Below are 12,669 nucleotides of genomic sequence, written 5' to 3'. Positions count from 1 at the left end.
GGGGTGTCAGTTCGGGTTTCGCCGGATGGTGCGGCGCCGCAGTCTGCGCGCCAGATCGAGCTGGACGACGATACCGACGCCGATGATCACGGCCTGCACGATGTTCTGCACGGCCGTCGTCTGGGTGTAGGTCTGAACCAGTTGGTTGAGCTGGCCGAGGAACAGGCTGCCCAGCGCGGTGCCGGCCAGGCTGCCGCGGCCACCGGAGAGCGCCGTCCCGCCCAGCACCACCGCGGCGACCGAGGGCAGGAGATAGGCGTCGCCGGAGGAAAGTGTTGTGGTGCGCAGGAATCCGGCCAGCAGGATTCCGGTGGTGGCGGCCAGCAGGGCCGAGAGCATGTAAGCGCTTACCAAATAGCGGCGGGTGCTGATCCCCGCCGCGTGCGCGGTGCGGCGGTTGGCACCCACCAGTTCGAAACGGCGCCCGAGCACGGTCGTCTTGAGCACGACCTGCGCCACCACGATCAGGATGACCGCGACGGAGACCAGGTTCGGTATGCCGAAGGTCCGGCCCACCGAGAACTCCGCCAGCGACGGCGGCGCCTGTGCGCTGTAACCGCCCGAAAGGTATTGCACCAGGCCGATCAGCAGCGCGTTCATCGCGATCGTCACGACCAGGGGCGGCAGGCCGAAGATGCTGATGATCATCCCGCTCACGGTGCCCGCGGCCAGTGCCACGACGAGCGCCAGCACCATCGCCAGGGTGAGCCCGAGCGACTGCGGCGATCCGAACCTGGCCACGATGAGCGCGCCGAGCGAGATCCCGCCCGCCACGGACAGATCGAGACCGGCCTGCTGAACGACGAGCGTCTGTCCGACCGAGACGGTCGCGGTGAGCGCCGCGAACGGCAACATCGCCAGCAGCGCGCTCTGGCTGACACTCGCCGGGGCGATCACCGCGCTCGCCGCGAAGAGGATGACGACGGCGGCGAGCGCGCGGCTGACCGGCCAGGCCACCAGTCGTTGCGAGAGCGGATCGCTCGCGCGCACGACGGACTGCGTCAGGGCGGGCGCGCTCACGCGAGTGCCAGGTTCGGTTCGGGCTGCCAGCCGCCGCCGATCGCGGCGCCTTCCAGCGAACCGATCACGTGGTCGCGCGAGGCCTCCGCCAGCCGGCGCAGGCGGTTCAGGTCGACGCCGACCAGTTTTCCGTCGCGCTTGACGAACTTCCCGTCCACCAGGATGTCCTTCACCAGGCCGGGATGCGCGCTGTAGACGATCGTGCCGAACGGGTTGTTGATCGGCATGGTGGCCAGCGTGTCATCGGACAGGATCAGGATGTCCGCGGCCTTGCCGGCTTCGAGGGAACCGGTGACCCGGTCCAGCCCGTTGGCCCGGGCGCCTTCGATCGTCGCGAACCGGAGCACGTCCGCGCAACTGAGCTTGACCCGCTCCAACGGCACGCCCGCCTCGACCGCACCGGTGTTGTCGGTGGCTCGTTGCACCGCGATCGTCGTGCGCATCGAAGTGAACATGTCGCCCCCGATCGAACTGCACACGTCGACCGACAGCGACGGCTTGATGCCCACGGCGAGCAGACGGTCCGTCGCGGGCCAGCCGTGGCCCATCTGCATTTCGACGTCGGCCGCGACGGACGCGGTGCCGCCGGTGTCCGCGATGAGCCGTAGTTCGTCGTCGGCGAGGGTGTTGCAGTGGACGTACGTCGTGGTCTCGGAGAGCAACCCGGCGTCGTTGAGCTTGTGGATGGGCTTGGTCTTGCCCCAGTGGCCGTCGCCGACGTGGACCGAAACCCGGAGGCCGAGTTCGCGCGCCAGCCGGAAATCGGCCTCCGTGACCTCCATCGTGGTGAACTGCGGGCCGCGCAGCGCCAGACCCAGCGTGACCAGCCCGTCGTCGGTGGCGAACCGGCCCTCCCGCAGGCGCCGGACATCCTCGGCGGGATGGGGAACCGGTGAGGGCATCACGCCGCCCCACTGCCGCGCCCCGCCGCCGTGGGAGAACACCGCGCGAAGGCCCGCTTCCGTCAGCGCGTCGACCGCGGCGTCGGTGTGCTGCGGGGTGAACAGGTTGTGGGACCAGTCGAGCAGCGTGGTGATCCCGGCGTCGAGCGCCTCGAGCGCGCCGATCAGGTTGCCGGCGTAGGTGTCCTCGGGCCGGAAGTACCTGCTCAGTCCCGTGTGGAGACCGGCGAGGTACTGATCGAGCGTCCAGTCCGACGCGATGTTGCGGACGACCGACTGCCAGGTGTGGCGGTGGGTGTCCACCAGTCCCGGCATCACGATCCGGCCGCTCACGTCGATCCGTTCGGCGTCGGTCACATCGAGATCCCGGCCGATGGCGGCGATCTTGCCGTCGGCGATCAGGACGTCTCCCGGCCACAGAACCTGATGCCGGTCATCACAGGTGACGATGATTCCGCCGGAGAGAAGCAGGGTGCGCATGAGCGTGAACCTCCACAAGACACCGCGTCGTGTTCGTCGATCCGCTGATCTGCCACGTGGCGGAACCGCGTGCAGGAACTATGCGAGTCACGCTGGAAGTTTGTCAAGTAGGACTCGACATCTGTCCACTCAGGCTTGTTCATCGTGATCAACAAACACCGAAGGGCCCGCCGACAGCGAGGTCGGCGGGCCCTTCGGGAGTGAGAGGTGGGGAACGGGTCAGGAGGAACGGTCCGGCCAACGGCCCCGGTCGCCGACCGCCAGGCCCGGTAGATGCGAAGGGGCTTCTTCGGCGTGCCGGTGCAGCACGACCCAGACCGCCCGCACCTCCTCCGTGCCGCCGTTTTCCAGCAGGTGCGGACGGGAGGAGTCGAAGGTGATGCTGTCGCCGGCGTGCAGCGTGACTTCTTCGAAGCCGACCCTGCAGGTGAGCTCACCCTGCATGACGTGCGCGCATTCCAGTCCGTTGTGCCGTTGGTACCGGCCGGAATCGCTGGACTTCGCGCCCGGCGGATAGATCACGAGCATGAACTCCAGGCCGTCGTTGGCGTTGCGGCCCAGCCGCTCCCAGATCACGCCGGTCTCCATCTCGATCCGGCGCCGGTGTTCCGCGCGGACCACGGTGATGGCGGAGGAAGGCGCCTCCGGCCCGTCCGGCGCGGGAGGCGGGGGCGCGGACGATGGCCCCGGTTCGGCGAACAGCTCGTCCATCGTCATGTCCAGCGCCTCGACGACGGCGTAGAGAGTGCGGACCGACGAGCGTGACCGGCCGTTTTCGAGCAGGGAGAGCATGCTCGCGGACACACCGACCTTTTCCGCGAGCGCCCGAAGGCTCATGCCCCGTGCGCGCCGCGCGGATCGGATCCGGCTTCCCGCGCTGTCCATCTCGGTCAAGATCAGGCCCCCGTCACCCGGACGCGCGGCGCGCCGCCTCCGTGGTCCGTTTCGCGGGACTTGACACTGACGGACAACTCGACCTCCAGGCGCAGGGGTGGCTAGGCAACGATGAGATTAATGAGATTCAACACCAGCTGTCAAACATTCGTGATCGCCATCGCACCAGCCTCGATCACCACAGGAAGCCGCCGGTGTTCCAGCCGCTTCGCATCGATGTCACCAACTGACATCGGCGTGCTAGGCTGATGTCAGTCGATGACATAAGCACCCTCGAAAGGATCGATCATGCCGACGACCCCGGATACCGCCACGGCACGGACGTTCATGGTGTTCGCGACCCTCCGCGACGACACGGACTTCACGGAATTCGCCGCGCTGAGAGATGCCGAGCAGAAGCAACTGGAGGTACTGCGCTCGGAAGGCAGGATTGGCGCTCACTACGTTTCCCCCGCGCGGCGGGCGACGTTCGTCGAGGTCATCGCCGCCGATGAGGAGCAAGTGGCGGAGACGCTGGCAACTCTGCCGTTCGCCCGGTTCTTCGAAGCCGACGTCTATCCGACCACGCCCCCGGACGCGGCGGAGGCCGCTCACCGAGCGCGATCGTGAGCCGGCCGTCGCGCTCCGCGCGGCGACGATGTCCTTTGTCCGGAGGAATCACCCGGAAATAGCCGATCATCGCAGGAAGCCGAGGGCGGCGGCCGCCGCACAAGTGAAGACGTCGCCGATGGTGTTCATGCCGGCGGCGACGACGGCTCCTTCATGGAGCAGCATGATGTGCCTGCCGACGATCCGGGGTTCGGCGACCCCGGCCGCGGCGGCCAACTCGGTGAACAACTCGAGCATCCGGTGTTTCTGTCCGACGATCACCGGATGGGCCGGATGCCCGGGGTCGCTGATCTCGGCATGCGCGTTGACCATCGCGCACCCCTTCCGCCCCCAACGCCGGGCCCACGCCTCCGCGGCCTCGAAGACGGCGGCCACTTGCTCCCGCGGGGCCGGCCCGGCATGCGCCAGCCTCCGCTGGAGGAAGTGCTGCCACCGCCTGTCTCGTTCCGCCAGGTACTCCACAACCAAGCGCTCCTTGGAGCCGAACCGGTCGTAGAGCGTCTTTTTGGTGACACCCGCGTGCTGGGCGATCACGTCGACCCCGACGGCGTGGATGCCGTGTTCGTAGAACAACTCCGGCCAGGGCGAGCCCGTGATCTTCATCCACGGCACGCCGTCGCATTCCTTCGAATGGCGAAACGTCGCGCCGCGGATCGAAGCGGCCGGACACCGGACCATCGTGTACGACTTGCTGGGCTACGGCGCATCGGAACGGCCGTCGAGTCGCGACACGTCCGTCGCGGCACAAACGGAACTCCTCGAACACCTCTTGGCGAAACTCGGATTGGACCGTGTCGCTATCGTCGCGCACGACATCGGTGGCGCCATTGGCCAGCGATTCGCCGTCGCCCATCCCGGCCGCGTGCGGCGCCTGATGCTCATGGACACGGTGAGCTACGACTCCTGGCCGTCGCCGACCTGGCGGAAGATCATAGACGAGCATCTGGACGAGTACCGGAACCTGACCCAGAACGCGTTCGACGCACTTCTCACACGCCAGCTCGAAATGACCGTCACCGACGAGCGGAGAATGGCCGGCCCGGTCCTCGACGCCTATCTGGCGCCGCATCGGTCGGCATTGGGCCGGTCGTCGTTCTTCGAACATCAGGTGCGGCACTACGACGCGAAATACACCGAGGAAATCAGCGGCGAACTCGACAGGCTGACCATGCCCGTCCGCATTCTCTGGGGCGCGGCCGATCAGTGGCAGCCCCTGGACTATGCCCTGCGGTTGAGCGAAGACATCCCCACGGCCGAACTCGTCGTCGTCCCGGACGCCGGCCACTTCGTCATGGAGGACGACCCGGCACGGGTCACGCGCGAGATCGTCGATTTTCTCGCCGGTCCGTCGAATCCGTTGGGAGACAACCACATTCGAAACTCGTAGCCGCCCACGTTCAGCGACGAGGCGAGACCATCGGGAGCAGCACCTCGTCGACGATCGCTTCGACCTCCGCGGGGTCCACCTGGCCCCGGGTCCACGCCTCGAAGACGATCAGGCGCGGGCCCACGGAGGCGGCGCGCGCGGTGACCTGCTCCGGCGCGACCTCGTCCCGGGCGGCCCCCTCCCGCAGGACCTCGAGCAGGACCTCCTGATGGGGCCGGATCACCAGCCGGTGCACCTCCTCGAACAATTCGGGATGACGGTGACGGTTCGCGATCAGCGGCCGCAGCGCGCGGCCGCGCGGCTCGTCCAGGGCCCGCACCAGATGTTCGAGGAGCACGACGAGGTCGCCACGAAGCGTGCCCGTGCGGGGCTGGATCGCGGTCTCGCCGAAGCCGGCCGCGGGGTCGGTCAAGGCCGCCAGTACCAACTGGGCCGGAGTGGACCAGCGCCGGTACAGGGCGGCCTTTCCGGTCCCCGCCGCGACGGCGATCTTGTCGAAGGACAGTGCCTCGAAACTCGTCCGGGCCAGTTCGTCGAGGACCGTCCGGTAGATCGCGGTCGTGAGGGCATCGCCCCGACGCCGGGTGGGCTTCCGTACGTCTCTCACCGCCTGTTCGCCGGCACCCGGATTCATGGCTACCGATATAACCCCCGGGCACCGGCGTTGTCGAACCGGGTCGCTACCCCTGGTACGGTCTTAGTGAACAACTTTGTTCACTAAACTGGAGGAGCCCATGTCCGGCACTGGCAAGACGGCACTGCGCAACGTGCGGGTCTTCGACGGCAGGCAGCTGACCGAACCCCGCACCGTCGTGATCGACGGTGCGGTCATCGGGGACGATCCGGCGGGCGCGCGGGAGGTCGACTGCGCGGGCGCGACCTTGTTGCCGGGCCTGATCGACGCGCATGTCCACGTGCACGGACCGGAGAGTCTCACCGCCCTCGCCGCGTGGGGCGTGACGACCGGGCTCGACATGGCCTGCTGGCCCGCCGAGCGGGTGGCGTCCCTGCGCCAGGTGACCGGGGCGGCGGACTTCCGCACGGCGGGACTGCCGGCGATCGGCCCCGGGGGAAACCACGCGCGAATGCTCGAAATGCCGGCCGAAGCCGTGGTCCTGACCCCCGCCGACGCCCGCCGTCATGTCGAGGCACGAGTCGCCGAGGGCGTCGACTACATCAAGGGTGTCGCCGAGGCCCCCGGAGAGGGCGGACCGACGGCCGAGACCCTCCGCGCCCTGGTCGCCGCCGCGAGGGAGCACGGCCTCAAGACCGTCGTGCACGCGGCCCGGGTCGAGGCTTACCGGCTCGCTGTCGAATCCGGCGCGGAGTTCGTCACCCACGTGCCGGTGATCGGCAGGATCCGCGAGGACGACGTCATCGCGATGAAGGCCGCCGCGCGCACGGCGATTCCCACCCTCGCCATGGTGGAAGGCGTCCTGCACGGCCCCTTGGCGGGTCGCGCGCCGATCGAAGATCCGCTCCGCAGCGTGTCGGATCTCCACTCGGCGGGCGTCGAGATCCTGGCCGGTACCGATGCGAATTCCGCACCCGGTTCGCCGAGTCAGGTACCACACGGCGAAAGCCTGCATCGCGAATTCGAACTGATGGCGCGGGCCGGAATGACGCCGGCCGAGATCCTGCGCGCGGCCACCGTGCTGCCCGCGCGGGCGTTCGGCCTCACCGACCGCGGCGCGGTCCGGCCCGGGCTGCGTGCCGATCTGGTCCTGGTCGAGGGAGACCCGGTCGACGACATCTCCGCCACCCGCGCCATCCGTGCCGTGTGGTGCGCCGGTGAGGAAGTCGTTCCCCCGGAAAGCGCTTGAATTCCTGACCAGGCCCGGAACGTCAACTTTCGATCAAGAAACCTGTCGCGTCGTGCGCATCGCGCATACAGTCCGGTCAACCGCGAAGGTCTGGGCAGCGGACCAACCCGCTGACCGCGAAAGACGTGAAGTTGGCACACCGTGCGACGCTCCGAGACACCGAAGACCGGCAGGCGCCCGTGACGTGCCTCGCCGACGTTCCGCGCTGTCCGGGGTCACGAACCGGGAACCGAGCCGACCGCGGGCGGCGCCGGCACACCGCCTTCCACGACGGTACCCAGCGATTGGCGCCAGGCCTCCGCCCAGAGCCCGAGGTCTTCGATCTGCCGGAGCCAGGCATTGACGGCGTTCTTGAAAGCGTTGTCCCCATGCCTGATGCCGATTCCGTACCACTCGTTGGTGAACGGCTTGCCGACGACCTTGAGATGGTCGTTCAGGTGGGCGGCTCCGGCGAGAACGACGAGATCGTGCACGTAGGCGTCAGCGCGTTTCTGTTCCAGCGCGAGCACGCAGTCCTGGCTCGCGGGCAGGACGAGCTGCGCGGCGGTCGGAATGAACTGGCGCACGGCATCCACGCTCGTGGTGTTCGAAACGACGGCCACCGTAGCGCGGCCGAGGTCGGCCGGTCCCGTGATCCCGGTTCTGGTCTTGAGCGTGGCGATGGCTTGTCCCGCGGCGAGGTAGGGGCCTGCGAAGGAAACCTTGCCGGCCCGCTCCGGCGTGATCGAGTAGGTATCGATGACCACGTTGACGACGCCGGTCTCCAGCAGGGGCTCCTTGGTGTCGGCGGAGCAGGGAATCACCTCCGTGGCAGGGCTGCCGACGAGGTATTTCGCGAGCAGTTTCGCCAACGTGGTGTCGAACCCTTCGAATTCACCGTTGATTTCGTTACGTTCGGACATCAGCGGTTTCGCCAGGTTCGCCCCCACCACGAGACGTCCCTGCGCCCTGATTTCCCGCGCTGTCGGGATACCGGAGAATTCACCGTCAGGGGCTACCGGCCCACGGGTGAGAAGATTGTCTCGCGCTCCCGGATTTCCGTTCGGAGCGGTCGCCGGCGCGTCGCCGGCGGAGGTGCAGCCGCCAAGCAGGGCGGCCGCACCGAGTGCGCCCATCGTCAGGAAACCCCTACGGTCAGGCAGCTTCTTCATAACGCCACGTCCCCATGCGACTGTCCGGCATCTCCAACGGCGAAGAGCGATCGGCGCGATCTTACACATGCGCCGACGGGGGGACGGCGCCCTTGCCAGAAAAGAGAAGGAGCGATCGCGTGTCGCTTTCGGACTGGCCGCTACGGGTCAGGTTGATCACGATCGTCGTGCTGCCCACGGCGGCCGCCTTGTCGCTGGCCGGCGTCAGCATCCAGGCGAGCGAGGCCACCGCTGGGGTGTATCGCCATGCCCGGCAACAGATCCAGCTCGACGCCGCCGCGGCGAGGATGGCCGGCGCGCTGCAAACGGAACGCGATGCGATGACCGGGTGGATCGCGGCCGGCCGGCCCGCCAATGACGACGAACTCATCGGCAGCGTCGCCACCTCGCGTGGCGCGACGAGCGCCTTCCAAAACCAGGAAGGGCTCGTCGGGGAAATCGGCGATGTCAAGACGACGAGTCTGTACCACCAGATCGTGAACCGAGCACGCTCGCTCGACGAAGTGCGGCACGCCGCGGCCGACGCCGGTTTCGACCCCAGCGTCCCGATCAGCGCCTACACGGCCGTCATCGGTGTGTTGCTCGAACTTGAGCAGCAGTTCGACACCGCCGTGACGGACGAGGGACTACTCAGCCGGCATGCGGGTGCGGTGCTGCTGGCCAAAATCAAGGAATGCTCGGCCCAGCAAGGAACTTACCTGCGCAAGGGCGCGGTGACCGGCAGACTGCGGCCGGATGAGCAAGCCGCGATGACCCAGGCGGGAGTGACCCTGGTCAACCTGGTGACCGAACTCGGCGGGAGCGCCGTCCCGTCGGCGCGGGAGGCTTACGAGACCACCGTGACCGGGGATCCGGTAAAGCACCGCTACCAGTTGCAGGAACTGGCCGAGGCCAGGATGAGCGGGAATCTCCCCATCGGCCTGGATCCGGGTGACGTCGCGCGATCGTCCGCGCAGACACTTTCCCTGATGAGCCAGGTGGAAACCCGGTTGCTCACCGAGGTGAGCGGATATGCCGGAGCGCTCTACGACCAGGTCTGGCGGGCGCTGATCCTCACCTGCGTGGCCGTGATCGGCGGGCTGCTCCTGGTCATGGCCGTGATGGCAGGGGTGGCCAGGTCGCTGCTACGGCCACTTCTGCGCCTGCGCGGGACAGCGATCGACGTGGCGGAGAACCAGTTGCCCTCGGCGATCGAGCGAATCATGCGAGACCCGGAGCCGGAGACCGCGCTGGAGCATGCGGTCGAGCCGGTCGCCGTGACCTCCGCCGACGAGATCGGAAGCGTCGCGCGGGCGTTCGACCTGGTGCACGAGAAGGCCGTACGGCTGGCGGTGGAGCAGGCGTTGTTGCGGGAGAACGTCAAGGGCATCTTCGTCGACCTGGCCAAGAGGTCCCAGCGCCTGGTGGACCGCCAGCTGGGTGTGATCGACCGGCTGGAGCAGGATGAAGACGATGCGGATCGGCTCGCCGTCCTCTTCGAACTGGACCATCTCATCACGCTCGTCCGCCGGAACGGCGACAACCTCCTCGTGCTTTCCGGAACCCATTCCGACCGGAAGTCGGGTAAGGAGTGGCCGGTCGGTGAGGTGATCGGCGCGGCGATTTCGGGCATCGAACAGTACCCCCGGGTCCGCGTGCTGTCGGTGCCGGACGCGGCCGTCCGTGGCTCGGCGGCCCACGATTTGGTACATCTGATCGGGGAACTGCTCGACAACGCCACGCATTTCTCCGAGCCGGCCACCACGGTGGTCGTCCGTGCCGCGTTGCGAGCGGACGACACCCTCGCCATCCAGATCTCCGACCAGGGTATCGGTATCACCGGACACGAGTTGGCGGACATCAACGCCCGGCTGACGGCGCCGACCGACATCGACGGGTCGATGACCAGGAAGATGGGGCTTCATGTGGTGGCACAGCTCGCGAGGCGCCACGACATCGCCGTCCGGCTGTTCAGTGACGGAGACGAGGAGCCGGGAGTTCTCGCTCGTGTGCTGGTGCCACCGTCCTTGATCGTGGTGCGACGCGAAGCCAAGGACCGGCCGAGGAACACCGCGCGGGACCAACCGCTCAGGCCGGCTCCGCGAACGAAGACCGGAATTCACGACAACGGCGTGGCTCAGCGGCCCGGCGACCGTCATTCGGCAACGAGTATCAGCGGCTCCTTGCCGATCTCCGATTCGATGGTGGCGAACCGGTTCCGGCACCGTCCGTCACAAACCACCTTGTTGTCTCATGATGCCGTGAGGGGCAACGGGAATCGGCCCGCCTGAGCGGCCGGCGCTCGAACCGGCCCGGGGAGGGCAAAGCAACGCAGCGGACCGGTATTCGTTGCCTGGTGTTCGTTCGTCATTGGCCGGCCCTGCGTAGCGTGCCGCGTGATCACGATTCCCTGAATCCCGCACTGTTAGGGGAAAACCATGGGTGTGCACGACGGTGACGAGCCGCAGGGGGCCAGCCGGAGAACCTTCCTGCGCAACGCCGGACTGGCCGGTGCCGGGGCGGTCGCCCTCGGTCCGCTGACGGCGGGCGCGGCGTCCGCCACGGCGGCCCCGGCCGTGCCCGGGCCGGGTGGCCGGTGGAACCCGGACCCGGAAAGCCTCCAGTTCACCGTGGCCGTCATGCCGGACACCCAGTTCCTGTACTGGGGCGCGCAGGGCAGCATCAACCCCGAGCCGCAGGAAGCGTCGTTCCGCTACATCATCGAGGAAAGCGGTAAGGCCTCCGGCCACAACATCGTCTTCATGGCGCACCTCGGCGACCTGACCGAGGACGCGCAGTCCTCGTCGATGGCCGCCGCCGGCAAGGCGTTCGACATCCTCGACTCGCACGGCGTGGCCTACAGCGTGCTGGCCGGCAACCACGACGTGTCCGGCGACGACACCCGCGGCTCGACGCCCTATCTGGAAATCATGGGGCCGAAACGGTTCGCCAAGTCCGCCACGTTCGCCGGCGCGGACCCCTCGGGTTACAACACCGCGCACATCTTCCGCGCCGCCGGCCGCGAGTGGCTGTTGCTGGCCCTGGACTGGCGCACCTCGGCCACCGGCTTCGCCTGGGCGAACCAGTTCGTCAAGGCCCACCGCGGCCTGCCGGTCATCCTGACCGCGCACGAGATCGTCGGCTCGGTCTACGACGACAACGTCTACCCCTACCAGGCGGGCGATCCGGAGAACAACGCCGTCCTGACCGACTACGGCCGCCAGGTGTGGGACGAGTTGATCAAGGACAACGACCAGATCTTCCTCGCCCTCAACGGGCACTTCTGGCCGCCGGGGCGGATCACCAAGCAGAACACCGCGGGCAACGACGTGTACCTGCACATCACCAACTACCAGAACCGCTACTTCGGCGGCGGCGGGATGATCCGGCTGTACCACTTCGACCTGGTGCGCAACACCATCGACGTGGAGACCATCTCGCCGTGGATCCTGGCCCAGTCACCGGAGCACCGCAACAAGCTGGCCGCGCAGGAGGCCCGGCTCACCACGCCGGTGGACCGGTTCGCCATCGGAGTCGACTTCGCCCGGCGCTTCGCGTCGTTCTCCCCCGTGCCCGTCCGCCCGAGCCGGCCGGCCGCGCGACTGGTCGTGCCGGGCACGCTGGCGTACTGGCGGTTCGACGGCGGTGGTGCGAACGGCGCGCCGGTCACCGCGGGCCAGACCATCCGCGACCTCTCCGGCCACGGCAACGACCTGAGCACGCTGACCGTCGTGCCCGGCAGCACCGGCAAGGTGCTGACCTGGTCCGATCAGCACCATCCGGATCAACCGGGCCACGGCAGCCTGTACTTCGACGGCGGCCAGAAACCGTTGCACGGCGCCTATCTGACCACCGCCGCGAAGGCCCCGCTCAACACCGAGACATTCCCGCGCGGCTACACCATCGAGGTGTTCGTGAAGATCCCGTTGGACTGGAACGGTGACAGCAATTCGTGGATGGCGGTGCTCAGCCGATGGGGTGAGGCCGGGAAGGCAGGCAAGAACGGCCAGAACACCGACCCGCAGGAACCGATCGTCACGCTCAGCTTCTCCGGTGACCGTGAGCCGCAGTGGAACTGCTACCCGACGAACCTCAGCTACCCGACCACCAACTGGGGCCACGGGTTGCCCGAAGACACGTGGTGGCACCTGGCCATCGTCAACGACGGCAGGCGTTCGGTCCTGTACGTCGAGGGGTGCCCCACGGTGGACAACCCGGCCACCCCGTCCATCGGCATCACCCAGCTCGGCCTGCCGTGGGCGCTGGGCGGCTACGACTACGGCGGCGCGATCAACCAGATCTTCCACGGTTTTGTCGGTGACGTGCGCGTGGTCAACCGGCCGCTGACGGTGGGCGAGTTCATGATCGCCGCCGACCGGCGGAGCTAGCGGCTACGCGGAGGTCGACGCGGAGGACCGCCCGTC

At 67.9% G+C, this 12,669-nt stretch carries 11 protein-coding genes; 5 read left to right on the top strand and 6 right to left on the bottom strand.

Annotated elements, in window-relative coordinates; genetic code table 11:
• Positions 1–6 precede the first annotated feature (6 nt).
• The 3 genes from ACFSXZ_RS01975 to ACFSXZ_RS01965 all read right to left on the bottom strand — a co-directional run bounded on the left by ACFSXZ_RS01975 (position 7) and on the right by ACFSXZ_RS01965 (position 3,287).
• Entirely contained in the window at positions 7–1,020 is a 1,014-nt protein-coding gene (locus tag ACFSXZ_RS01975) for an ABC transporter permease (RefSeq protein WP_378260574.1), read from the bottom strand.
• Positions 1,017–2,402, bottom strand: coding sequence for an amidohydrolase family protein (locus ACFSXZ_RS01970; RefSeq protein ID WP_378260572.1), 1,386 nt, complete (start codon positions 2,400–2,402; stop codon positions 1,017–1,019). Before ACFSXZ_RS01970 ends, ACFSXZ_RS01975 begins: the two co-directional genes overlap by 4 nt.
• A 219-nt stretch (positions 2,403–2,621) precedes the next feature.
• Positions 2,622–3,287, bottom strand: a complete 666-nt coding sequence (locus ACFSXZ_RS01965; protein WP_378262716.1) for a helix-turn-helix domain-containing protein — start codon at positions 3,285–3,287, stop codon at positions 2,622–2,624.
• 297 nt (positions 3,288–3,584) lie between these two features.
• Here ACFSXZ_RS01965 and ACFSXZ_RS01960 point away from each other — a divergent pair, with 297 nt between their 5' ends.
• Positions 3,585–3,905 carry a muconolactone Delta-isomerase family protein gene (locus ACFSXZ_RS01960; protein WP_378260570.1) on the top strand — a complete coding sequence of 107 codons (321 nt, stop codon included), beginning with the start codon at positions 3,585–3,587 and terminating at the stop codon, positions 3,903–3,905.
• A gap of 66 nt (positions 3,906–3,971) precedes the next feature.
• On the opposite strand, the gene ACFSXZ_RS01955 is transcribed toward ACFSXZ_RS01960, so the two are convergent.
• A complete protein-coding gene (locus ACFSXZ_RS01955) occupies positions 3,972–4,508 on the bottom strand; it encodes a TetR/AcrR family transcriptional regulator (protein WP_378260568.1) in 537 nt (178 codons plus the stop codon).
• Here ACFSXZ_RS01955 and ACFSXZ_RS01950 point away from each other — a divergent pair.
• Complete coding sequence (locus ACFSXZ_RS01950; RefSeq protein ID WP_378260566.1) at positions 4,498–5,292, top strand: alpha/beta fold hydrolase; 795 nt, start codon at positions 4,498–4,500, stop codon at positions 5,290–5,292. The two genes, ACFSXZ_RS01955 and ACFSXZ_RS01950, sit on opposite strands and share 11 nt — an antisense overlap.
• Positions 5,293–5,302: 10 nt before the next feature.
• Here the strand turns inward: ACFSXZ_RS01950 and ACFSXZ_RS01945 are convergent, their stop codons facing one another.
• Complete coding sequence (locus tag ACFSXZ_RS01945; RefSeq protein ID WP_378260564.1) at positions 5,303–5,926, bottom strand: TetR/AcrR family transcriptional regulator; 624 nt, start codon at positions 5,924–5,926, stop codon at positions 5,303–5,305.
• A gap of 100 nt (positions 5,927–6,026) precedes the next feature.
• Here ACFSXZ_RS01945 and ACFSXZ_RS01940 point away from each other — a divergent pair, with 100 nt between their 5' ends.
• Positions 6,027–7,115, top strand: a complete 1,089-nt coding sequence (locus tag ACFSXZ_RS01940; protein ID WP_378260562.1) for an amidohydrolase family protein — start codon at positions 6,027–6,029, stop codon at positions 7,113–7,115.
• 215 nt (positions 7,116–7,330) lie between these two features.
• Here the strand turns inward: ACFSXZ_RS01940 and ACFSXZ_RS01935 are convergent, their stop codons facing one another.
• Positions 7,331–8,266, bottom strand: a complete 936-nt coding sequence (locus tag ACFSXZ_RS01935; protein ID WP_378260560.1) for a transporter substrate-binding domain-containing protein — start codon at positions 8,264–8,266, stop codon at positions 7,331–7,333.
• Between the two features lie 119 nt (positions 8,267–8,385).
• Here ACFSXZ_RS01935 and ACFSXZ_RS01930 point away from each other — a divergent pair, with 119 nt between their 5' ends.
• Positions 8,386–10,536, top strand: a complete 2,151-nt coding sequence (locus tag ACFSXZ_RS01930; RefSeq protein ID WP_378260558.1) for a sensor histidine kinase — start codon at positions 8,386–8,388, stop codon at positions 10,534–10,536.
• A 147-nt stretch (positions 10,537–10,683) separates the two neighbouring features.
• Entirely contained in the window at positions 10,684–12,633 is a 1,950-nt protein-coding gene (locus ACFSXZ_RS01925) for a LamG-like jellyroll fold domain-containing protein (RefSeq protein ID WP_378260557.1), read from the top strand.
• The last annotated feature ends 36 nt before the right edge of the window (positions 12,634–12,669 follow it).

Origin of the sequence: Amycolatopsis pigmentata (assembly GCF_042684065.1) — a bacterium.
Classification (GTDB): domain Bacteria; phylum Actinomycetota; class Actinomycetes; order Mycobacteriales; family Pseudonocardiaceae; genus Amycolatopsis_E; species Amycolatopsis_E pigmentata.
This window is presented reverse-complemented; position numbering and strand designations above follow the sequence as displayed.